The sequence below is a fragment of the Variovorax sp. RCC_210 genome (assembly GCF_041355175.1).
Lineage (GTDB): Bacteria > Pseudomonadota > Gammaproteobacteria > Burkholderiales > Burkholderiaceae_C > Variovorax.
Window position 1 is genome coordinate 38,529 of the sequence record NZ_JBFUPJ010000026.1, and the last position, 19,652, is coordinate 58,180.

23 protein-coding genes are annotated in these 19,652 nt (G+C 61.7%); 14 read left to right on the plus strand and 9 right to left on the minus strand.

Annotation, left to right across the window (positions count from 1 at the left end; genetic code table 11):
- Positions 1–179 precede the first annotated feature (179 nt).
- Complete coding sequence (locus tag AB6807_RS38450) at positions 180–443, plus strand: hypothetical protein (RefSeq protein WP_116914127.1); 264 nt, start codon at positions 180–182, stop codon at positions 441–443.
- Between the two features lie 161 nt (positions 444–604).
- Positions 605–1,477, plus strand: coding sequence for a glucose 1-dehydrogenase (locus AB6807_RS38455; RefSeq protein ID WP_116914126.1), 873 nt, complete (start codon positions 605–607; stop codon positions 1,475–1,477).
- 67 nt (positions 1,478–1,544) lie between these two features.
- Here AB6807_RS38455 and AB6807_RS38460 read toward each other — a convergent pair whose 3' ends face one another.
- The 5 genes from AB6807_RS38460 to AB6807_RS38480 form a co-directional block, all read right to left on the minus strand.
- Positions 1,545–1,805 carry a hypothetical protein gene (locus tag AB6807_RS38460; protein ID WP_371088686.1) on the minus strand — a complete coding sequence of 87 codons (261 nt, stop codon included), beginning with the start codon at positions 1,803–1,805 and terminating at the stop codon, positions 1,545–1,547.
- A 252-nt stretch (positions 1,806–2,057) separates the two neighbouring features.
- Positions 2,058–2,447: a DUF421 domain-containing protein gene (locus tag AB6807_RS38465; protein ID WP_371088687.1), complete on the minus strand. Its 390-nt coding sequence runs from the start codon at positions 2,445–2,447 to the stop codon at positions 2,058–2,060.
- 182 nt (positions 2,448–2,629) lie between these two features.
- A complete protein-coding gene (locus AB6807_RS38470) occupies positions 2,630–3,340 on the minus strand; it encodes a glycosyltransferase (protein ID WP_116914124.1) in 711 nt (236 codons plus the stop codon).
- A 52-nt stretch (positions 3,341–3,392) separates the two neighbouring features.
- Positions 3,393–3,743, minus strand: coding sequence for a DUF2934 domain-containing protein (locus tag AB6807_RS38475; protein WP_116914123.1), 351 nt, complete (start codon positions 3,741–3,743; stop codon positions 3,393–3,395).
- Positions 3,744–3,790: 47 nt separating this feature from the next.
- Positions 3,791–6,205 (minus strand): catalase, encoded by a 2,415-nt coding sequence (locus tag AB6807_RS38480; protein WP_116914122.1) that lies wholly within the window; start codon positions 6,203–6,205, stop codon positions 3,791–3,793.
- A gap of 178 nt (positions 6,206–6,383) precedes the next feature.
- Between AB6807_RS38480 and AB6807_RS38485 the strand changes: the two genes are divergently transcribed.
- Positions 6,384–7,139 (plus strand): Crp/Fnr family transcriptional regulator, encoded by a 756-nt coding sequence (locus AB6807_RS38485; RefSeq protein ID WP_116914121.1) that lies wholly within the window; start codon positions 6,384–6,386, stop codon positions 7,137–7,139.
- A gap of 870 nt (positions 7,140–8,009) precedes the next feature.
- Here the strand turns inward: AB6807_RS38485 and AB6807_RS38490 are convergent.
- On the minus strand, positions 8,010–8,228 hold the full coding sequence (locus AB6807_RS38490; protein WP_371088688.1) for a hypothetical protein: 219 nt from the start codon (positions 8,226–8,228) through the stop codon (positions 8,010–8,012).
- 488 nt (positions 8,229–8,716) lie between these two features.
- Here AB6807_RS38490 and AB6807_RS38495 point away from each other — a divergent pair, with 488 nt between their 5' ends.
- Both AB6807_RS38495 and AB6807_RS38500 read left to right on the plus strand, forming a co-directional pair.
- The gene (locus tag AB6807_RS38495) at positions 8,717–9,490 is read left to right on the plus strand and encodes a response regulator (protein WP_371088689.1); all 774 of its coding nucleotides are present in this window, start codon (positions 8,717–8,719) and stop codon (positions 9,488–9,490) included.
- A gap of 104 nt (positions 9,491–9,594) precedes the next feature.
- Positions 9,595–9,825: a hypothetical protein gene (locus AB6807_RS38500; protein WP_371088690.1), complete on the plus strand. Its 231-nt coding sequence runs from the start codon at positions 9,595–9,597 to the stop codon at positions 9,823–9,825.
- 280 nt (positions 9,826–10,105) lie between these two features.
- Here AB6807_RS38500 and AB6807_RS38505 read toward each other — a convergent pair whose 3' ends face one another.
- Positions 10,106–10,297: a hypothetical protein gene (locus AB6807_RS38505; RefSeq protein ID WP_371088691.1), complete on the minus strand. Its 192-nt coding sequence runs from the start codon at positions 10,295–10,297 to the stop codon at positions 10,106–10,108.
- 137 nt (positions 10,298–10,434) lie between these two features.
- On the opposite strand from AB6807_RS38505, the gene AB6807_RS38510 reads away from it, so the two are divergent.
- A complete protein-coding gene (locus tag AB6807_RS38510) occupies positions 10,435–11,355 on the plus strand; it encodes a Ku protein (RefSeq protein WP_371088692.1) in 921 nt (306 codons plus the stop codon).
- Between the two features lie 22 nt (positions 11,356–11,377).
- Entirely contained in the window at positions 11,378–12,157 is a 780-nt protein-coding gene (locus AB6807_RS38515; RefSeq protein WP_371088693.1) for an exodeoxyribonuclease III, read from the plus strand.
- Between the two features lie 8 nt (positions 12,158–12,165).
- Here AB6807_RS38515 and AB6807_RS38520 read toward each other — a convergent pair whose 3' ends face one another.
- Positions 12,166–12,969, minus strand: coding sequence for an esterase/lipase family protein (locus AB6807_RS38520; protein WP_371088694.1), 804 nt, complete (start codon positions 12,967–12,969; stop codon positions 12,166–12,168).
- Positions 12,970–13,369: 400 nt separating this feature from the next.
- Here AB6807_RS38520 and AB6807_RS38525 point away from each other — a divergent pair, with 400 nt between their 5' ends.
- The 6 genes from AB6807_RS38525 (at position 13,370) to AB6807_RS38550 (ending at position 18,237) form a co-directional block, all read left to right on the plus strand.
- Complete coding sequence (locus tag AB6807_RS38525) at positions 13,370–13,783, plus strand: hypothetical protein (protein WP_371088695.1); 414 nt, start codon at positions 13,370–13,372, stop codon at positions 13,781–13,783.
- A 746-nt stretch (positions 13,784–14,529) separates the two neighbouring features.
- Positions 14,530–15,126 (plus strand): hypothetical protein, encoded by a 597-nt coding sequence (locus AB6807_RS38530; RefSeq protein ID WP_371088696.1) that lies wholly within the window; start codon positions 14,530–14,532, stop codon positions 15,124–15,126.
- Between the two features lie 55 nt (positions 15,127–15,181).
- Entirely contained in the window at positions 15,182–15,673 is a 492-nt protein-coding gene (locus tag AB6807_RS38535) for a hypothetical protein (RefSeq protein WP_371088697.1), read from the plus strand.
- Positions 15,674–15,700: 27 nt separating this feature from the next.
- Positions 15,701–16,201: a hypothetical protein gene (locus AB6807_RS38540; protein WP_286517357.1), complete on the plus strand. Its 501-nt coding sequence runs from the start codon at positions 15,701–15,703 to the stop codon at positions 16,199–16,201.
- A 580-nt stretch (positions 16,202–16,781) separates the two neighbouring features.
- Positions 16,782–17,726: a beta-1,6-N-acetylglucosaminyltransferase gene (locus AB6807_RS38545; RefSeq protein ID WP_371088698.1), complete on the plus strand. Its 945-nt coding sequence runs from the start codon at positions 16,782–16,784 to the stop codon at positions 17,724–17,726.
- 349 nt (positions 17,727–18,075) lie between these two features.
- Positions 18,076–18,237: a transposase domain-containing protein gene (locus AB6807_RS38550; protein WP_371088699.1), complete on the plus strand. Its 162-nt coding sequence runs from the start codon at positions 18,076–18,078 to the stop codon at positions 18,235–18,237.
- 21 nt (positions 18,238–18,258) lie between these two features.
- On the opposite strand, the gene AB6807_RS38555 is transcribed toward AB6807_RS38550, so the two are convergent.
- A complete protein-coding gene (locus tag AB6807_RS38555; RefSeq protein ID WP_371088700.1) occupies positions 18,259–19,026 on the minus strand; it encodes a UPF0149 family protein in 768 nt (255 codons plus the stop codon).
- A 59-nt stretch (positions 19,027–19,085) separates the two neighbouring features.
- Between AB6807_RS38555 and AB6807_RS38560 the strand changes: the two genes are divergently transcribed.
- Positions 19,086–19,367, plus strand: coding sequence for a hypothetical protein (locus AB6807_RS38560; RefSeq protein WP_371088701.1), 282 nt, complete (start codon positions 19,086–19,088; stop codon positions 19,365–19,367).
- Positions 19,368–19,652: the final 285 nt, after the last annotated feature.

A 19,652-nucleotide genomic window follows, 5' to 3' on the forward strand; every position in this document is an offset into this window, starting at 1 on the left:
TCTGAACTGCAGCGTTTGAGGCGGAAGCCAGTGTCCAGCGCGTACGTGCGAGCGGTCTCTGATGCCGAGGTCGCGGTCGCATTCCTACGGCGTTGCGTCCTTCAAAGCTTGCCCCTGCGTGCCTGCGTCTCGCGAGCCCAAATGCGCGCACGCTCTGTGCAACTCGCAAGGGCATATCCATGAGCAATGACACCACTCCCACCGACGGGCACTCACTCGAGTACCGCGGTTTTCGATTTGAGCTTCGCGTGGAGCCGCAGCAGGGCGGCTACCGGCCGGTCGTCGTCCTTCTCCGCTCCCCTGCAGCTCAAGAAGAAGCTTTACTGCCCAACGACACCGAGGAAATCGTCTACGGGACGGCGGCGGAAGCGATCCGGCATGCCGAGCAACAAGCCATGCGCTGGGTTCACGACCGCACGGGCGACGGGCGAGGGCAGTTTTAGCGACCCCTTGCGCAGCTGCGCCGGATGCAGGGCGCTGTTCGAGCTTCGGGTAGGGGGCATGGTCGGGCCCAGTTCGGGCACTTGTCCGATGGACGCACGCGAGCCCATGCATAGCTTGAGCGCTGAACCTGTCTTCCACCCGCAACACAAAGGAGCGCACCATGACCGACCCCCAGCACGCTGGCCCCCGTCCACCCTTCGATACGCCGGAGCAGTCGCCGCCAGGCCTGGAGTCGATGATGACACCGCGCCCGGACTTCGGCGAGTCCTCCTATGTCGGCAGCGGCAAGCTCAAGGGCAAGGCCGCGTTGATCACGGGCGGTGACAGCGGCATTGGACGCGCCGTGGCGCTCGCCTTCGCGCGAGAAGGCGCCGACGTGCTGATCTCCTACCTGGCGCAGGAAGAGTCCGATGCGCAGGCCTGCAAGGAACTGGTCGAGCGCGAGGGCCGGGTGTGCGTCGCGGTGCCGGGTGATATCTGCGACGAGGCGCATTGCAACCAATTGGTCGATACGGCGGTGCAGCGCTTCGGCAAGCTCGACGTGCTGGTGAACAACGCGGCGTTCCAGATGAGTCACAAGGACCTGAGCGACATCACAGCCGAAGAGTTCGATCGTACTTTCCGCACCAATGTGTACGCCAACTTCTTTCTTTGCAAGGCTGCCGCGGCGCACATGAAGCCGGGAAGCGCGATCATCAGCACGGCCTCGGTCAACGCCGACAAGCCGAACGCCACGCTCGTCGCGTATGCGGCAACGAAGGGCGCCATCCAGAACATGTCGGGTGGCATGGCGCAGTTGTTGGCCGAGAAGGGCATTCGCGTGAACTGCGTGGCGCCGGGTCCTTTCTGGACGCCGCTGATTCCCTCAACCATGCCGCCGGACAAGGTGAAGGAGTTCGGCACGCAGACGCCGATGAAGCGCCCGGGCCAGCCGGCCGAGCTGCAGGCGGTGTACGTGCTGCTGGCGTCGGACCAGGCGAGCTACATCTCCGGCGCGACCATTCCCGTGACGGGCGGCGTGCCTTTCATCTGAGTCGAGGGCGATGTTCGCGCATGTGCCGTCTTGCGCGCGTCACCTGCACCGGTTTGTGTTCTCTTGCTCAAACGTTCTGGCGACGGCGGTTGCCGATGATCTCCTCGAGCACCTCTTCAAGCGTCGACCAGGTTGGAAACAGGATCACCTCGTCGGCGGAACTCCAGCGCCCTCCAGCGGCCTTGAGTCGCGTGGCCAGCGCATCATCTGCTGCAAGAAGGGCAGGTTGGGACCACCCGACCTTCGGCAGTTTTTCCCGCACTTCGCATCCCAATCGCGCAGCGAGTTTTTGCGCGCGCAGTCCGCTTCGACCTGCTGGAGAAAGCATGTGAGTCCTTCGAGTATTCCGTCATGAATGGCCTCGTCCGCCTGCCACTCGGATTTCCCTTACGGGGACGATGTGATCAGTGCGCAATTGCAGGCGCCCCGAGGCTTCGTCTCGACAGTCTTGCTGGGCAACCAGGAAGACACGCCGGGTTGCTTTGTCTTGGCGCTTGCAAGCCACCGGGTTGAAGCCAGCGATCCGGTGGGGTTCGAAGGCGATGAAGAGGGGCGGAGGGGCAGGGTGGCATGGGGTCGCTCAAGCACCGGGCGGGCCGGACGCGCGAGGGCTATCGCCAGTCGGTGGTGGCTCTCCACCGCCCCGCACCTTGAACACGCTCAATGTGCCGTCGCTTTCAAGGCGGGCGATGCGTACCTCCGCAATGTCTTCAACGCCTTGTTCGCGCAGCTTGCCGTCGAGTTCTTCGCGGGTGATCATCTCCCGCTTCATGGCCCGCCGGTTCACCCGCCCGTGGCGCACAAGCGCCTCGGGCACCGGCTCGAGAAAGCGCTCGACCATCGGCGATCTGTAACTCAGCCAATCAAGACCGAAGTTCCAAGCGATGAGGGTGGAAAGCAGCACAAGGCCATCGTTGATGGACTTGTACTCTCCCTGCATTGCGTTGCTCGACGCATCGGCCACGAGCACGACGACAGAAGATCGGCCACGCCCATCGAACCGAGGTCGCGGCGCAGCACGAAACGAAAGACCAGCAGCAGGAACCAGTAGACGAGGGTCCCGCGCAGCACCATGTGCCATACCGGATACTCACGGGCGAACAGTTCTGCGAGGTCATTCATTCGGGCGGCGGCGCACGCGGTGCGCGCATATCACGTTGCAGCCGTCGCGGTATGCAGTGGCGCGGCCGCCTCGGCGAGGCGGTGTGCCACGGCGTTCAACAGCGCGCCTGCGAAGCCGCCCGGTGCCCGTGCATGGACGCGCGCGCTCGTCACCACGCGCGGCAGCGAACTCCAAGCGACATGGCGGCCGGCGGCAACCAGTGCGGCCACCAACGCCTCATCTTCTCCGCAAGCGAGGTGCCTGAAACCACCGACCGCGCGGTACGCCTCGGCCGACACACCGAGGTTCGCGCCGTGCACATGACGATGGTCGTCGCGATCAAAGTACGTCTCACTGAAGTGCGCTTCCAGCAGTTCGGCATTGGCACCGTGCGGCGACCAGTCCTGAACGCAGACGGTGCCGCAGACCACATCCGCCTGCAGTTCGAGCTGGTTCGCCAGCCACGCCTCGGAGACCACCGTATCCGCATCGGTGAAGGCGAGCCAGCGGGCACCGCGTGCCAGCATCGCCTGCGCGCCTGCGGCGCGGGCCATGCCCACGTTGCGCGCCTGAACGCTCAACAACATCGCACCGGCGGCGGCCGCCGCCACGCACGTTGCGTCCGTACAGTCGTCGAGCACGACAACCGCTTCCACGGGCTCACCCCTCAAGGCAGGATGTTGGGCAGCGCGAGTGACGGCGGCAAGGCAGCTGCGGATGACTTGCTCCTCGTTGTGTGCCGGGATGACGATGCCGATCATGGGGGTACCTCCGTTGCAGGGCTTCTCTTGGGTGTACGGGGGACATTCGTTGCTAAGCACCGCTTCTCTGGCGCACCTGCGCCTCGGCCTCCAGCCAATCGCTCGTCTCATCGCCTGGCCCGCCGTTGCGCCGCAGATACGCTTCGTAGGCGGCCCGTCGGATCGCGTCATCAGGCGTGTCCTTGTCCAATGGGGACACGGCCGAATCGGCCTGGCCTTCATTGGACTCGTCGGCCGGCGAACCTTCCACGTTGGTCTGTTCGGCCTCACCCGGGTAGCCGTGCGACTTGTTTGCTTCCCGCCCCATTCGACTTCCCTCGGCCGGGCTGTCCTGGCCCACGGCCCGGGCTTGGTCGATGTTCACCGGCGACATCTGCGTTTGACCACCACTTTGCTTCATCATTTGCTCCTTGGTTGGCTCGCCCCCGTAGGGGGCGGGGTAGTGCTCGATCAGACTTTTGGCGGGTCGTTTTCACGCCCGAAGTGCCGGTGCGCGCCCATGGCGGCAATGAAGGACGCAATGCCCTCGTCTGCCCCTGCAGCATCGACCAGGATCAGGCCAGGGTCCACTGCGCCATCAGGCATCGTCAGCGGGATCTGGGCTTCGGCCAGCAGCGCCTCCGAAGCGCCGAAAGCCAGAATGGTTTTGCAGTGCCAATACTGGTCGCGCAGGAATTCGAGCGTGTGAGCGTCTGCGTCGAGTGCCTCGACTGCCTTGGCGCCGTCAGGCAGTACCAGCGCGTCAAACAGGAAGCCCGGCGAGTTTTCCATCGTCGCATCGGCTTCGAACTTCTCTCCGCCTGCGCCGACATAGGTACCAAGCCGAGCTGCAATCAAACGCGGAATGGCACCCGCTGCAAAGAGGGACAAAATCAGCTTCTGCAAGGATGCGCCTTCCACGCCATGGTCGATCAGCACGGCCACCTTGCGCGTGCGAATGCCACCGTCCCCGGGCCGCGCCATCAAGGACAGCGCCGGCGATGCCTCCACCTCAGGCGCGACGGGCGTCTCCAGCGCCTTGGGCAAGGGCGCGGGAAGCTCCATTCCGAGGTCCTGTGCCACTCGCTGGGCGAGGTCGGGCGCCGCGTTCAACAAGCTGGCTACGACTCGCTGCCGGATTGCAGGCACCGTGACCTTGGACAGCTCGAAGCGAAACGCATTGCCGATGTGCGCCTTCTCGACGTCGGTCTGGCTCTCGAAGAAGAGTCGCGCCTGCGTGTAATGGTCGGCAAACTTTTCGGGCTTGATGCGCACCTTGTCGGCGCTTTCTTTGGCGTCGATGCGTCGGGCCACACTCATGAAGCCCTGTGCAGCGCCTGCTTGGAAGGGGCAGCCGCCTGCCAGTGAGTTCGGCTCGTAGGCGACTCGGCCGCGGTTGATCGCTTGGCGGTGCATGCCGTCGCGCTGGTTGTTGTGGACCTGCGCGATGGGCGCGTTGATCGGCAACTCGTGGAAGTTGGGGCCTCCCAGGCGGCTGATCTGCGTGTCGACGTAGGAATGAATGCGCCCCGCCAGCAGCGGGTCGTTGGTGAAGTCCAGGCCGGGCACGATATGCGCCGTGCAGAACGCGACCTGCTCTGTCTCAGCAAAGAAGTTGTCGGGGTTGCGGTTGAGCACCATGCGACCGACGATTTGCACAGGCACCAGCTCCTCGGGGATGAGCTTGGTGGCGTCGAGGATGTCAAAGCTGAACTGCTCGGCCTGCTCTTCGGTGAAGATCTGCAACCCCAGCTCCCATTCGGGATACTCGCCCGCTTCAATCGCTTCCCACAAGTCGCGGCGATGGAAGTCGGGATCGGCGCCCGAGATCTTCACGGCTTCTTCCCAGACCAACGAATGCGTGCCCAGCTTGGGCTGCCAGTGGAACTTCACCAGCACGCTTTCACCTGCATCGTTGACCAGGCGGAAGGTGTGCACGCCGAAGCCCTGCATCATCCGGTAGCTGCGCGGAATGGCACGGTCGCTCATCTGCCACATGAGCATGTGTGTGGACTCGGGCATCAGCGACACGAAATCCCAGAAGGTGTCGTGAGCGCTTGCCGCCTGCGGCATCTGGTGATGCGGCTCCGGCTTCACCGCATGCACGAGGTCCGGGAACTTCATTGCATCCTGGATGAAGAAGACCGGAATGTTGTTGCCGACCAGGTCCCAGTTGCCTTCGTCTGTATAGAACTTGACGGCAAAGCCGCGCACGTCGCGCGCGGTGTCCTTGGAGCCGCGCTCGCCGGCCACGGTCGAAAAGCGCACGAACACTGGCGTCACCTTGCCGGCCTCCTTGAAGGGCGCGGCCTTGGTGTACTGCGTGAGCGGCTCGTAGCATTCGAAGAAGCCGTGGGCACCCGATCCGCGCGCATGCACGATGCGTTCGGGAATACGCTCGTGATCGAAGTGCGTGATCTTCTCGCGCAGGATGAAGTCCTCGAGCAGCGCGGGCCCGCGCGCGCCTGCCTTGAGCGAGTTCTGGTTGTCGGCGACGGCCACGCCCTGATTGGTGGTGAGTACCCGGCCGGACGAGTCGACGCGCACGCGGTCCAGCGTGCCAATCGTGGCATTGAGACCCTCAGGCGCCGCGGTGCCCGTCTTGTCTGAGGCATTGCTCTCTGACAGCGTGCTCGCGCCTGGCAACCGCGACGGCGGTGCGACGGTCACCCCGGCTGGAGTCGCGGCGGCGTTGGTGGCTCCGTGTTCCAGCGGCTTGTTCTCGTTGGCAGGCATGCCAGCGGCCAACGTCTGGGTGTCGATGGCCTTTTGGGCGGGCGAATCGCCAGCACCAGCCGCAGGCGGTGCAGGATGCGCAGGAGCGCTGTCGGTGTTGCGCGCGGCGGCACGTGCCGCAACGATCTCGGGAGTGGTTTTCTTGGCCATGGTGGTGTGTTGTTAGAGGGTTGGGAAGGGCGACGTCATGCAGGGTATGGACCGTGACGCGCCTTTTTTTGTAGGACGCAACCCCTCTAGAGGGCCAGCAGCAAATTCAGGTTCAAACTTAATCTGGGTTAATGCAGCGACCAAGAACATGACGCACGATGGCGCCCTCGCCTGATATATGCTGACAAAGTCCGTACTCCTGAACCGCACCACCTCACTGTCCGACGCCGAGCGGGACCGTCTGGAGAGCGCGATCGCGAGTGTCCGGACACTTCGTGCGGGTGAGACGGCGGTGCGCCAGGACACGCCGATCAATACCAGCTTGCTGCTTGTGGAAGGTTTCATGACGCGTCACGTCGACGCACGCGACGGCAAGCGGCACCTTGTGGCCGTGCATGTGCCGGGCGACTTCGTGGACCTGCACGCCTTTACGTTGAAGCAGCTTGATCACGACGTCGGCGCGCTCACAGACGTCAGCGTCGCAGTCTTCACGCACGAAGCGCTGGAAAAGATCCTGTTCGAGGACGCCGCCCTCGCCAAGCGCCTTTGGTTTATCACGATGCTCGATGCCGCACAGCATCGACAGTGGATTTATCGGCTTTCCAGCCTCACTGCGCAGCAGCGTGTGGCTCACTTCTTGTGCGAGACCCACGCCCGGCTCCTAGCGGTCGGTTGGTCTCATGGCCATGGGTTCCCGCTGCCGATGACACAGTCCGACATCGGCGAGGTGTGCAGTTTGACGAACGTGCACGTCAATCGCGTCTTGCGAGATCTGCGAGAGATGGGGCTGTGCCAGGTTCGCTCATCACGGGTCCAGATCCTCGACATCGCGGGGTTGGTGAAAGTCGGATCGTTCGACCCCGGATACCTTTACTTGAATGCTCACGTGGCCGCGCAGGCGGTTGGACACATTGGAGACTCTCATCATGAATAGCAGGTCCTCGCTCAAGCCGCGTGAAGACGCGGGCGTGGCCACGGCGATCGATGGCGTGGTCGTTCTGGACGGTCCCGATGGAGTGGCTGTGACGATGACAGCGGACGCTGCCGCCCAAACGGCAGACAGCCTGCATGCGGCTGCGAACGAAGCCCGTCGTCACACAGGCGCGGGACCCGACCCCACAGATGAGCTCCGCGCCGCACCATGAGCTTCCTCCATGCGCGCGTCCATTGGAGGGCGGGTGACGATCGACCTTCCAGTGCGTTTCCCGAGGTGAAGGTGGGAGGCCTGGGTAAACGTCCGAGGCTGCGCCCGCTTGCGATACCGACAGTGACTGCGTTTGCGCGAGCGTTGCATGCCTAGGGATTTCTTGCGCAGGATCGAGCGGGTGGCTCTTCCGATGGAGGTGAGAAGCCCTCGAGATATACGCAGTGCTGCCGTGTTGCGTGCCGCGGGCATGCTCGAGGCGATCGTGCCGCCGGAGCCCTTCGACGAAATGAGCGTTGGTACCATCCTGAAAATCACGTCGCTGGGCCGCGCGGAGCTTCGACGAGACGACGATGGGCTGCGGCCGCTCGGACGAGGCGACCCTGACATGTTCGCAAAGAAAGTTTAGGGACGTCGCCCGTGCACCTGACTCTTGCACCTTCCAACGTGTTGCTGCTCCTACGGACCGCTTCTTGCAGAGCGCACGACAGCGGCCGTGGCAAGAAGAATGCTGGCTACCAACGCGCCAATGGCCAACAAGCCTTTCGGCGTGACGTCCACGCGCGCCTCGATTTGCAAAGGTTGGGTCTTCAAGAAGAAGGATGCCGTCTGAGAAGAAGCGGGCCCAGGGTCGCGTGTATGTCCTTCCAAAGCCATCTCCTAGCTCGGCGAACGAGCAGTGTGAACAGCCGGCGTGTTGCTGGGAGCTGTGAACATTTCGGACAGTGTCTGCACATCAACGGCTGTCAGGCCCGAGTTGCGCTCCCTTTGAACGGCAAGGTGTAAAAGCGCGATCGTCGCCAGCAGCGCCAAGACAGCGATGAGCAACCACAATTCACCTCCCAACCCGCGGCGAAAGTGCTGGCGAGGGTTGTCCATCATTCAACCTCCTTCTTTGCAAGCGTTCTGAGTCGGCGGGTCAATTTTCTTTCCTGCGAGTGTTCCCAGAGATACAAGGCAGGCATTGCGATCAAGTGCGTCATGGACACCAGAAGCCCAAATGAAAGCAGCGCAAGAACCACGAATGGAAATGCTGCCGTTTCGACGACAACGCGGATCACCCTGAGCCTGCCTGGCATGCCCCCTCCCAGTTATTTATCAAACCGTCACCTGCACCGAAGTGCTGTTGCGGGTGGAACACTGCCCCTCGAAATTTTCAAATGGAAGCCTGTTGCCAAGTCATCGAGCAGTGAACTGTGTCCCGAAGTGAGCGATCATGAATTTCTGGGACCGGAACAACCTCAAGACAAAAGATGATTTTTATGACGTCTCCCCTCCTACACAGCCGAGACCTGCATGTTCCAACCAGGGGTCCGCGGCTTTGGCCGACGACCGGGCGGCACTCTTATTCCCGCTAGACGGCAGCCATGCGCGACGCTGATCCCGGTCCTATCACCGCCTCTTCTCTGGTCTCTGGCATCGAATTGCCTGACAAGACGGACGCGGCGGCATCTGGTCGCGCGACGGACGTCTCCCCTGGGCGCGTTCGGGGGGGACGAGCGCGCAGCCCACTCAGGGTGGGAATTGCAGATGACCACGCGATCGTTCGCGAGGGCATGAAAGATGTACTTTCGGGACTCGCTGACATCAAGGTGGTGGGAGAGGCCTGCGATGGACGTCAAGCGGTCGAGCTCGCCCGACGCGTGGAGATGGATGTGCTGCTGATGGATATCGCCATGCCTCACAGGGGCGGCCTGGACGCTCTGGGAAGCCTGCGTGCGCAGTTCCCCGGCGTGTCGGTCTTGATTGTGTCGGGATTTCCTGAAGAACAGTTCGCCCTCGCCCTGATCCGGCTCGGCGCTGCGGGCTACCTCTGCAAAGACACTGCGCCTCAGGAATTGATTGATGCCATCCGGGTTGTCGGCGCCGGCAAGCGCTACTGGAGCGTGAAGGTCGCGTCGATGCTCGTGTCGCACGTGGTCGACCAGCGACCACCCCAACTTCATGACGCCCTGTCGACGCGCGAGTTCCAGATCTTCTTACGGCTGGCACGCGGGGAAAGGGTGGGCGACGTGGGACGCAATCTCGCTCTTTCTCACAAAACCGTGTCGACGTACCGAACCAGCCTGTTGCGAAAGCTGGCATTGGCCAGCAACAGCGATCTCACGTACTACGCGATGAAACATGGGCTGATGGCATAGGCCCGTTCGAGCTCAAGGGCCGCGCTCATCTGAGAGCCCAGCCGTCGACATCGCGCTTCGACGCCCCGTAGGGACAACTTTGGAATCGAAACACCTGGGAAGCAATGTACAAAGCTCTCGACCTGATTCAATGGGCAGCATTTGCGCTGTCCCTCCTCGCGGCCTGGCTGGTGGCGTCCACGCAGGAGCGCCGTAGGAACGTCGGCTTCTGGGTGTTCCTTCTCAGCAATGTGGCCTGGACTGTCTGGGGCGTGCACACGTCGGCCCATGCGCTCATCGCCCTGCAGGTCTGCCTCGCTGCGCTCAATCTCCGGGGCCTGTCGAAGACAAAGTGAAGCAAGCGGGAGAACGCTCTGCCGGCTCGGCTCGGCTCGGCTCGGCTCGGCTCGGCTCGGCTCGGCTCGGTGCAGCAGGGGTGCGAAACCCGAAGAGCCCGTCCAGCGCACGAAGCGCTTCGCCCTGACACGCATCGGGAGCGGCCTTGCCCACGCACAAAGCCCCCAATTTCCTACGTCGAAGGATCATTCATGGCCCGACACCAGATGGCATGAAAAACCTGTTCTCTCCAACGCTTGGCCGAATGCTCATCTGTTGCGCCTTGGGTGCTGTGGCCGGTCAGGCCATGGCCCAGTCCACTGGAAACCCAAAGGGAACCGCGGCGCCGACTTCGAGCGACGCGCAGAAGGCGCCGGCGGCTCGGTCGCCCACCGGGGCATTCGGCGACAGCGGAAAGATCATCACGGACGAGAGCACCGCCAGGGCACGCACGCAGACCAGCAGGCCGCCCGCCTCAGCAGGGGGAGGCAAGGCGACCCGGGATGGTGAGCCTGGAAAGGCCGGAAGCGGGGCCGCTGCGGGCGGCGCAGATCCGACTGCGAAGCCAGCACCGCAGTGACAACCCCATTTGGGGCGGCGAGCGTTGATCTTCATTAAGAAGGATTCCCATGGCCAGCAGCAGAACCCTGTGGAAGGGCGCGATCACGTTCGGGCTTGTCCATATTCCCGTGGGCTTGCACACCGCGAGCATCGAGCAAGGGGTCGACTTCGACTGGCTCGACAAGCGCAGCATGGATCCGGTGGGCTACAAGCGCATCAACAAGAGGACGGGCAAGGAGATCGACAAGGACAACATCGTCAAGGGCGTGGAGTACGAAGACGGCAAGTACGTGGTGATCTCGCCCGACGAGATCGAGGCGGTGTACCCGCGCACCACGCAGACCATCGAGATTCAGCGGTTCATCGACGCCAACGAGATCCCCTTTGTGTACCTGGAGCGGCCCTACTACGTGGCGCCCATCAACAAGGGCCAGAAGGTGTACGCGCTGCTGCGCGAGGTGCTGGTGAAGACCGGCAAGGTCGGCCTGGCCAAGGTGGTGATCGCCACGAAGCAGCACCTGGCCGTGCTGGTGCCCTCGGGCAAGGCGCTGGTGCTGAACCTGCTGCGCTGGGGCGACGAGGTGAAGACGCTCGACGGACTTGACCTGCCAGCAGCTGGAGTCAAAGGCGCCAATGTCACAGCCGCCGAGATGAAGATGGCCGAGCAGCTTGTCGGCGACATGTCGGGCAAGTGGAACCCCGACGACTTCAAGGACGAGTTCAAGCACGCGGTGATGAAGATCGTGGACAAGAAGGTCAAGGCAGGCGACACCGAGACCGTCATCCAGCCGGAGGAAGAAGCTCCTGGGGAATCCGCTCAGGTCATCGATCTCACCGAGCTGCTTGCGCGCAGCTTGAAGAGCGGCAAGAGCGTGAAGGCGCCCTCGAAAGGAGCACCGACGGGCGAAGGCGAAGCAAAGGAAAAGCGGCCTGCACGCAAGGCTGCGGCCAAGAGGGCCACGCCTGCAGCCAAACGCAAAGCCGCTTAAGTGGTGGCGCTGTAGAACGGTTGTGCGAGTCGCTACCTACAACATCAACAACGTCGTCGCACGGCTTCCTCAATTGCGCGCCTGGCTTGAAGTCACGAAGCCAGACGTGGTGTGCCTGCAGGAGCTCAAATGCGTCGCGGGGAAGTTTCCATACGAAGAGCTCGCCGCACTTGGCTACGAAGCACTGGTTCATGGGCAGAAGACTTGGAACGGCGTAGCGATCCTTTCTCGCGTGTCCGCTCCCTTGAAGATACGCCGCAGTCTGCCTGGCGACGCAGCCGACACGCAGAGCCGGTATCTCGAAGCAGCGGTCAATGGCATTGTGGTCGCATGCCTGTATCTCCCCAATGGCAACCCTTGGCCAAGCCCAAAATTCGACTACAAGATGGCGTGGTTTGAGCGCTTGCTTCGACATGCTTCCGCATTGGTCCGGGCCGGTCATCCTGCCGTTCTCGCAGGCGACTTCAATGTCGTTCCCACCGACGGCGACATTTATTCGACCAGGTCTTGGAAAGACAACGCGCTGCTACGGCCGGAGCCGCGCGCGGCGTTCCGAAGATTGGTGAAGCAGGGATGGGCAGACGCGCTCAAGCCGAACGACGGCCAGCAGTCCCCGTACACCTTCTGGAGTTACCTGCGAAACAGGTGGCCACGTGATGCCGGCATGCGCATTGATCATCTTCTGGTCAGCAAAGCACTCATGCCCCGGCTCAGATCCGCTGGCGTCGACAAGGCCATGCGTGGTCTGGAGGGCGCCAGTGACCATGCCCCTGCCTGGATAGAGCTCAAGGATTCTGCTTAGGCATGCGATCACGAAGCCCTGTCAGGATCAGGGAAAGCAATGGCAGCAAGCCTGCTCCTGCGAAAATCTGTCCATTCGCCTTCAGGCTGTGCGAGTCGATCGGCAACTGCGTAGAGCACAGCAGGATTGCCGCCCATCCCCGTGTGGCTCCCGTGGACTTCGATGTTTTCCGATTGGGGTCCCGCTTGGATCGTGCTGGCGCGCCATGACACGATACCGTCGGATCGGCTGAAGATCGAGGTGGTTGGCATGTCCAGCGACTGAGCGACAAGCTTTTTCACGCTGGAGTCCGTCTTTCCCTGGCGATTGAGAGCTCGGTAGACGCGATCGGCATTTGTGACATCAGCGCCGCCGCTGATTGGACTCCCAAGGGTGATGACGCTGCGGACCATTTCCGGGCGGCGAGCCGCCAGCAGCCGTGCGAACGCCCCACCCAAGCTCCATCCGACGATGCTGACTTTGCGCCGGCTTTCGCCAAATATCTCTTCGAGCTGGCCAAGCATCTCGGCTTCCAATTTCTGCCGGTGACCCAGGTTCAAACCCATGTTCCAACCCTGCGCGTCGTAGCCAAGGGTGCTGAAATACCGCCGCATCAATAGTGTCGATGCATTGCCTGCCAGGAAACCCGGCAGAACAAGCACAGGATGGCCGTCGCCTCGAGGTGCAAGCTGCAACAAGGGCCAGAGAGCGAGGCCAGAGCCGAACTCTAAGACCGCTCTGCCTTCCGCTAAAAGCAGCAGCGTTGATGGCGGCGCAACGCGGCCGTCCCTTAACTTGTCAGTCGGCGAAGGGAGATGCTCGGCATGATTCATTCAATGCACTCTGGGAAGCTCTCCGCCGCCTCATCGTCGGACAACGCCGCTTCCTTGACCACCTCGGGACGCCGCTAGGGATGTGAATACAGCGCAGTCAGGTCGATCTCAATGCCGAGTGCCAGTTTGAGCTCGAGGTTCTAAGGGCAGCGCTGCCTGCAACTGAGGAACAGGTCCGCCTTGGGCAGGGCGGCACAGGGGCCTTGCCAGTGTCTCCTCAAAACGCTCGACGAACTCGTTGCGCAGGACGTATCGCTCTGGAAGAGCACGTCTGCAGACCGGACGCTCAGCATCGAAGCGCTCGAATTCAGGAAGACTTCTCCGGTCGCAAAAATGGGGCAACGGGTGAGGCATCATCGGGGTGGTCAATGACTCACCGTTAGCAAGATCCAAGGATTTCATGTCCGACACGCCGACTGACGCTGCCGACTCTCAACGACGAACAAGACGAGCACTCTTGTTTGTCGCCGGCTGCTTGTCCTGGTCCATGAGTTATGCCGATCCCGGCCAATCCAGCCGCGATGAACCGGCGCTTCAGAATGAAGCCGACTATCGGGTGATTGCCGCGCGATGCGGCACCCCCGCGTTTGAGAAGCAATTCTCCAAGCAGTCCAGGGCCGCAGTGGCGGCAGGTTTAATCGTGAGGAACCAGGAGTCGGCGTCGATCGAGAAGGCCATCGAGGCCCGGAGACGCAACCCACTTCTGCTTGTCAGTACAAAAGCGGATTGCGTGGAAAAGATGTCCCTCCTCAAAGCGGTTCAACAACAGCGGGCGCAAGCCGTCCGCACAGGATTGCGGCAGGTTCAGAAGTGAGTCCATCGACTCGCGTTCTGTAAGCGGCCAGTTGAACCATCTTGAGACTGCTGCGTGAGGCATGGACCATGCTGTCCATCTAACCTTGGCGGACAGGAAAATGCACGTCAATCTGAAGCAACGGCGCCGGCACGGCCCGCCCTTGGGGCCGAAGTCCTGGCAGCGTGTGGCGAGCCCGGAGCGTCGGTGGCTGCAGTGGCCCTGGCGGTTGAGTTGAACGACAGCCTGGCGCATCAATGGCGCCGCGGCCGTGGCGCCCGGAAGGCTCCAGGCGAGGCCTCAACGGGGATGGCCGAAGCACGCTGAGCGCGCAATACCCCAGGCCGTTGCGCGTGATGTCGGAACCGGGGTGCGCGGGGCGATCTACGGTGCGAAAAGGCTGTGTCCAGCCACGCTGTTGAACGCAGTTGAACGGCCGCATTGATGAGCTGCTCGTGCATCACTGGCAGCCCGCCCGCTGAGCGCATCACGCCGATCGGCAAGTTGGGCAGACTGCCTTTGCTCCCAACCAACGCAGCATCACTAGACCCGGCGTAGGACACGGCGAAGTCATTACGACGTCATGGTTCCATGCTGCGCATTTTTCTCGCCTGAACGGTTAATGAACGCCGAAAGTACTACATTTTTGCAATGCCTGCGGTAGTTGCAGCCGCATTCAAGGGCGGGCGCGCGCTATTGCACAGCGATCGCGTGCGACGGCCCATGGAAGTGAATTCGTGTAATTGGAACGGGAGAATAAGGTGCACTTGGATTATTTGATCAAGTTGGATCACATGCCGTTGCCTGTGACCATCACGTCGCCGGCGGACTTGAAACATGTGGTCAAGTTGCAAGCGACCGGTCTGATCGATGCGACGTTGATGCCCTCACTTACGTCCGCCAGGACGTTTCGCAGGATGGATGCGGCGCTGGTCCATGCTGTGACGGAGTCAGGAAGGGCGGAGGTTGATGCAGCCGTTGGAAGCAGGCTGCGGTCCAAGAGCGAACGCCTCAACAGGAACAGTTTGGCCTTGCAGTACCTGCGCTTGTTCGAACACACCGATCTTCCCGTCCTGCTGACAGACGAGAGAGATACACATGGGGCGCTGTCGCTTCTCAAAGCCGGGTTGATCGATGCGGTGCAGAAGGAGCAGCGCGCGGACGAGCCTGCCGTGGTCAGGCAGACGGTGCAGGTGCTTCGAGTGACTGCTGTGGGTCTCGACTATCTCGCGCGCCGACATGGCAAGTCTCCGGCCATTTCGCGCCGCGCGCCGGAGGAAGTGCAGCGGTGGCGCACGCCCGCTGCGGGCAGGCGGGCCAAGGACGATTTAGACGCAGCGGTGCGCGTCGGCGGCTCGGAGTGATGTGCGTGAAGCATCCGATCGACGGTTGCTACGCCCCGGATTCACGGGCGGCCAAATGAACCCGATCTCCTACCTGGTCTGGCTTCAAAAGGAGAGATTGCCAGTGAGTGCGTCCACCACGCCAGAGATACGGCATGTATCGGTGCTCAAAGCGGCCGGCCTTGTGGAAGCATCGATTGTGGGACCTGCAGACTCAAGGGGGCGCTATTGGCCAGCCGTCGAAGCGGTGGTGTTACGTATCACCGATCACGGATTGGATGTCATCAAGGAGCACCTCACACCCAGATGCTCAACATCCGCAGCGCCCGTCGACAAGGAAAAGGTTGCTGTCATGTACCTGAGGTCGATCGAGGACGGGTCGTTTCCGGTTCGGGTCGAGGATTCGAACGCAGTGAGACATCTTGTCCTCCTGAAGGCTGCTGGCTATGTGGAAGCGAACTTCAGCGAAACGCACCGTCTCGCCGACGACCGTGGGCGAAGCGCACAGGCCACTATCCTTTGCATCACCCTGTTGGGACGCAGTGCGCTCGAAGCATCGCGCCATTGAATTGCTTTGCAGCTTCCTGGAGTAAAAATGAGAATGTCGACCTTTCCTTTGCTCGATCAGCTTTTCGATGCCGAGTGCAACGCCACAAGAGTCAAAGATCCAAACGAATTTCTGCTTCTTCGACTTGAGCGATTGGGTGATCGAGTGGATGAGCTTGCGTACACCGCCTTCGTCCAGGCAGAAGAGTACCTGAATGAATTGCTCGGAGACAGGGTGGAATGCTACGTAGAGCGGAACACGGACACTGATCTAGGCGGCGCTCCAAGCATGGGCTTTAGGTGGGGTGTCCAGGGCCAACGGCTCAACTCCCTGTCCCTTGCGGCCCATGTTGATTCAGGATCGATACACGCCACCTGGTCGTGCTGGAGAAACGGCACGCCCTTTCACGGAGATTGCGCGATCACAGCAGTATGGACCGGTGCGCACGTGCACGAGATGCTGCAGGAGCTGCTTTTTAACTTTCCTCCGATCGCGACCGTTGCCGCTTCGGAAGCCGGGCGTTCATGGGTACCGAGGTTCGTTGGATAGCCACGACGCGCTTGGGTGGCTTGCCTTCAAGGTGAGCCGCAGGCAGGGCAGTCGATGTGATCAGCGCGCAGGGTGTGCCGGACCTTGTTCGATGCACGAGAAATGAAAACATGGCCAGTGCAGTGTTGGTCGGTTTGTCGAACCTGCTCATTGTTTCGGTTGGCGATTGAATTGCTCAAAGCGCCGCTGGGCTTGCACACAGATGGGCCGATGCGTCCCCAGGCGGTCGCTTGCACCACCACGCAGCCGAGTGCAGTCGGGGGATGTCGCTGGCGGCGCCAGCGATTCGACTTTGACGGAAATTCGCGTTGTGCCGAGCGCTCCGCGCAGCGGGTTCGGCAGCACCACAGCCCCTGTGTTTCGAGCACCTCGGTCTCGGATAGAGCGAGCAGTCGTCGCGCGGCATGCGAATTGCTCATCGATTTGCGCGAGGCCGGCCGAAGGTGTGTGGCGCCACAGCGCTCGATGGCGATTGCGCAGACTGGGGATCGCAGGCTCGTGTCACGGACTGGCGCTGCAATCTCTTGCCGGTGAATGCCCGCTGCACGAGGGGCTCTTCATGGTTACCGCTCGGAGATGTATGCACCCTGTCTTCCTGTTGCTTGTACATGCCGACCCTCAACAAGTCAGGCGATTGATTCGCTTGCTCGTGCCTTTTGGCCCGTGCATCGTGCATGTTGACGCGAAGGCTGATCGCAAGGCCTTCCAGATCGACCACCTCGACGTGACTTACGTCGACGATCGTGTCAATGTTCACTGGGCTGGCATTTCGCAGGTCAGTGCGACGCTGTGCCTTATGCGTGCCGCGCTTGCGCAGTGCGACCCATCGCGGGTCAGCCATTTTGTCCTGCTGTCCGGAAGTTGCTATCCGGTGCGTCCTCTAGAGGAGCTGAGCGCATTTCTGTCGAACAATCAAGGCGTCAACTTTATCAAGCAGATGCCGCTGGACAGCGCTCCCGAGTTGGATAGCCGCGTTCGCCACCTTTGGTTCTACGAAGACTTTCCGGTGGATGGAAGGCGATTCACGCGGACGCGACTGTTGCGTGGGGTCTTGCAGTTGGTGGGCAAGTTTGCGCGTCGCTCCCTGAGCCTGATCCCGCGTTGGCATGTCGGTTCCCAGTGGTGGGCCCTCACGCCTGAAGCCGTGAGCTATCTGGCGACCTTTCTGCATGAGTCGCAGGTCAAGCGCTTCTTGCGATTCTCCAAAGCGCCAGATGAAATCTATTTCCATACGCTGCTCGCTCATTCACCCCTTCGGCATACGGTGGAGTCGGTAAGCGGGGGAGGGGTGTGGGACGCGGCCAACCTCCACCTCATTGATCCCTCGCTGTCGCGCTGGTTTGAAGCGTCCGACTATGAGGAGGTCGTGTCTTCTGGAAAGTGGTTCGTTCGGAAGGTGAGCACCCAGTCGTCCGGCGAACTGTGCACCCGGCTGGACGGCCATCGCACCGTGGTTGAAGAGTTCGGCCTTCAGACGGCTCAACCGGCCAGCGGCGAATCCCGCCCTCCAGTGGACGAAGAATAAGCGGCCTGGCAACTCATGTTGCCAGCGGTCCCAGACTGAAATCCAAAGCGCCCCTATGGCTGCCGCGGTCCCTGGCAGCAACTATTGCAGCATGTTGACATTCATTTTCCGAGGAGTCACGAGGGCGGTAGGCAGATCAACGTGCGAGCCTTCCCTTGCAGTCGCCCTGACCTTGCTCGCGCATGCCATCGTGGTTCCGGCGAGCATCGACGTTGACTGACCGGCGTCAACTACTTCGAGAGGCCGCATTGATCGGTAGCTTTGCTACCCAAGCCGACCTGCTGCCCACGTGATTTGCTCCCCAGTGGATGGTCCGGCGGGAGCAAGCAACGCAAAGAGGCAAGTCAGCATGACCACACGCAAGGAGCTCACCGAGGCGATCCGTGGTGTGCGGTCAAGGCCAACGCCCTATGGGTACTTCGTCGCTTTGTTCACAAAGCTGCCTCTGGCACACACCGTCGACGATTACGAGGCGCTGCTACCTTGGCGCTGGCGCAGTCAACGGGACTGAGGGCCCTGTTCACAAGCCGCCTCAATGCGGATCCCCCGCTGCTCCGCAGCACTTCTTGAACTTCTTGCCGCTGCCGCAGGGACAGGGCTCATTACGTCCCGCCTTGGGTTGCATCGCCTTGGCCACCTCGCGCTGATAGACCGCGAGCCGCAGCGGCAGCCAGTGCGCATGCATGTCCAGGACCGCCTGTGGGATTTGAAGCGCCAGTTCTGCTCGCATGGCAGGGGTTCGTGTGAGCTCGTCTTGATCCACTGAGAAGTCACCTTCGCCGAGCAAGCCAATCGGCCTGAGCAGAGCTTGCCCTTGCGGTGTCGACAGCAACGGTTGCCAGTCACTCCAGCGCAGTCTCATCCCCTCAATGAAGCCATAGGCCCACGCTTCCGCGTCGTCGTATTCCTGCTCGTCGCCTTCGTAGGTCATCGTCGTCCAGCAAGGGCTGATCTCTCGCGGGTCGCCCTCGAGTCCGGCAATGATGCTGTTGAAGTGACGCATGACCAGCCCCAACATGTGATTCAACTGGTCGATTGAATCCATCGGAGGCATCATCTCCTGGGTGCCCCAGACCTTGGGAAGCCACTGACTCGGAGGTATGGTGGTCGGACCGATGGCAATGGCGTGCAAGAACCCATCCGCCATGTCCAGGGTCATGACATCTTCCGTGTCAACGTGATAGAGCAAAAACTGCTCAAGCTCGTTGAACTCGTCCTCGCTCAATGGGGAAAATGGAATGGTCATCGATGGAGTCGGGGTGCGATAACGACCAGGATTCTCGCCCACCACCGACAGCATCTGATCACTTCGTCTGCCATCGCTTCCTCAAACGCCATCTGGGCGCAGGGACTGGGTCGTTGACGCATACGATTCGTGAGCGTTACGACCAAGCATCCAACGTCGACCCATGCCGCATCCTCGATGAATTCGTGGCCTACACCGGCTGTCACCGCAAGCACGCGACAGGGGAGCTTGCCGTTTCACATCCGAAGCCGGCACGACCTCCAGGGAATCGGGTGTATGACGAAGCGGTCCGACAGGCGCTGATCGTGCTGTGCGAAGCCAGCGAGCGCGTCTGCGGCAAGCGGCTGGAGACGCTTATCTCGATCTTTGTCAGTGCAGGCCAGCCCGCACTCTGATCTGCCGATCGCCGTCATTGCTTCCTCGGCACCTGACTGCGGGCATGCTGCAATAGCAGCGGCCAGGTAACCTGGTCAGCCCTCTGCGCGCGTTGCTCTTGAGTATGAGACCGCCGTCAGTATGGGTTGCCAGGACGCTTACCGCCTTCTCCCGCCATCAGACTTACAAGCGAGGCGAAAAAAAACCGGCTCCAGAGCCGGTTTTTCGCTAGGGAACGTCTGATCAAGTCGTAAATTGGCTTGTCGGCGATGGTGCGTGTTTGGCCTGTTGCGCTCGCAGGCTCG

Excerpts from the sequence above, each read along its gene's own strand:
- AB6807_RS38475 (WP_116914123.1), bottom strand. The coding sequence starts at position 3,743 with ATGATGAAGCAAAGTGGTGGTCAAACGCAGATGTCGCCGGTGAACATC.
- AB6807_RS38480 (WP_116914122.1), bottom strand. The coding sequence starts at position 6,205 with ATGGCCAAGAAAACCACTCCCGAGATCGTTGCGGCACGTGCCGCCGCG.
- AB6807_RS38550 (WP_371088699.1), top strand. The coding sequence starts at position 18,076 with ATGACCACACGCAAGGAGCTCACCGAGGCGATCCGTGGTGTGCGGTCA.
- AB6807_RS38520 (WP_371088694.1), bottom strand. The coding sequence starts at position 12,969 with ATGAATCATGCCGAGCATCTCCCTTCGCCGACTGACAAGTTAAGGGAC.
- AB6807_RS38485 (WP_116914121.1), top strand. The coding sequence starts at position 6,384 with ATGCTGACAAAGTCCGTACTCCTGAACCGCACCACCTCACTGTCCGAC.
- AB6807_RS38535 (WP_371088697.1), top strand. The coding sequence starts at position 15,182 with ATGAACCCGATCTCCTACCTGGTCTGGCTTCAAAAGGAGAGATTGCCA.
- AB6807_RS38450 (WP_116914127.1), top strand. The coding sequence starts at position 180 with ATGAGCAATGACACCACTCCCACCGACGGGCACTCACTCGAGTACCGC.
- AB6807_RS38555 (WP_371088700.1), bottom strand. The coding sequence starts at position 19,026 with ATGCTGTCGGTGGTGGGCGAGAATCCTGGTCGTTATCGCACCCCGACT.
- AB6807_RS38525 (WP_371088695.1), top strand. The coding sequence starts at position 13,370 with ATGTCCGACACGCCGACTGACGCTGCCGACTCTCAACGACGAACAAGA.
- AB6807_RS38500 (WP_371088690.1), top strand. The coding sequence starts at position 9,595 with ATGTACAAAGCTCTCGACCTGATTCAATGGGCAGCATTTGCGCTGTCC.
- AB6807_RS38470 (WP_116914124.1), bottom strand. The coding sequence starts at position 3,340 with ATGATCGGCATCGTCATCCCGGCACACAACGAGGAGCAAGTCATCCGC.
- AB6807_RS38455 (WP_116914126.1), top strand. The coding sequence starts at position 605 with ATGACCGACCCCCAGCACGCTGGCCCCCGTCCACCCTTCGATACGCCG.
- AB6807_RS38545 (WP_371088698.1), top strand. The coding sequence starts at position 16,782 with ATGCACCCTGTCTTCCTGTTGCTTGTACATGCCGACCCTCAACAAGTC.
- AB6807_RS38540 (WP_286517357.1), top strand. The coding sequence starts at position 15,701 with ATGAGAATGTCGACCTTTCCTTTGCTCGATCAGCTTTTCGATGCCGAG.
- AB6807_RS38490 (WP_371088688.1), bottom strand. The coding sequence starts at position 8,228 with ATGGACAACCCTCGCCAGCACTTTCGCCGCGGGTTGGGAGGTGAATTG.
- AB6807_RS38460 (WP_371088686.1), bottom strand. The coding sequence starts at position 1,805 with ATGCTTTCTCCAGCAGGTCGAAGCGGACTGCGCGCGCAAAAACTCGCT.
- AB6807_RS38495 (WP_371088689.1), top strand. The coding sequence starts at position 8,717 with ATGCGCGACGCTGATCCCGGTCCTATCACCGCCTCTTCTCTGGTCTCT.
- AB6807_RS38510 (WP_371088692.1), top strand. The coding sequence starts at position 10,435 with ATGGCCAGCAGCAGAACCCTGTGGAAGGGCGCGATCACGTTCGGGCTT.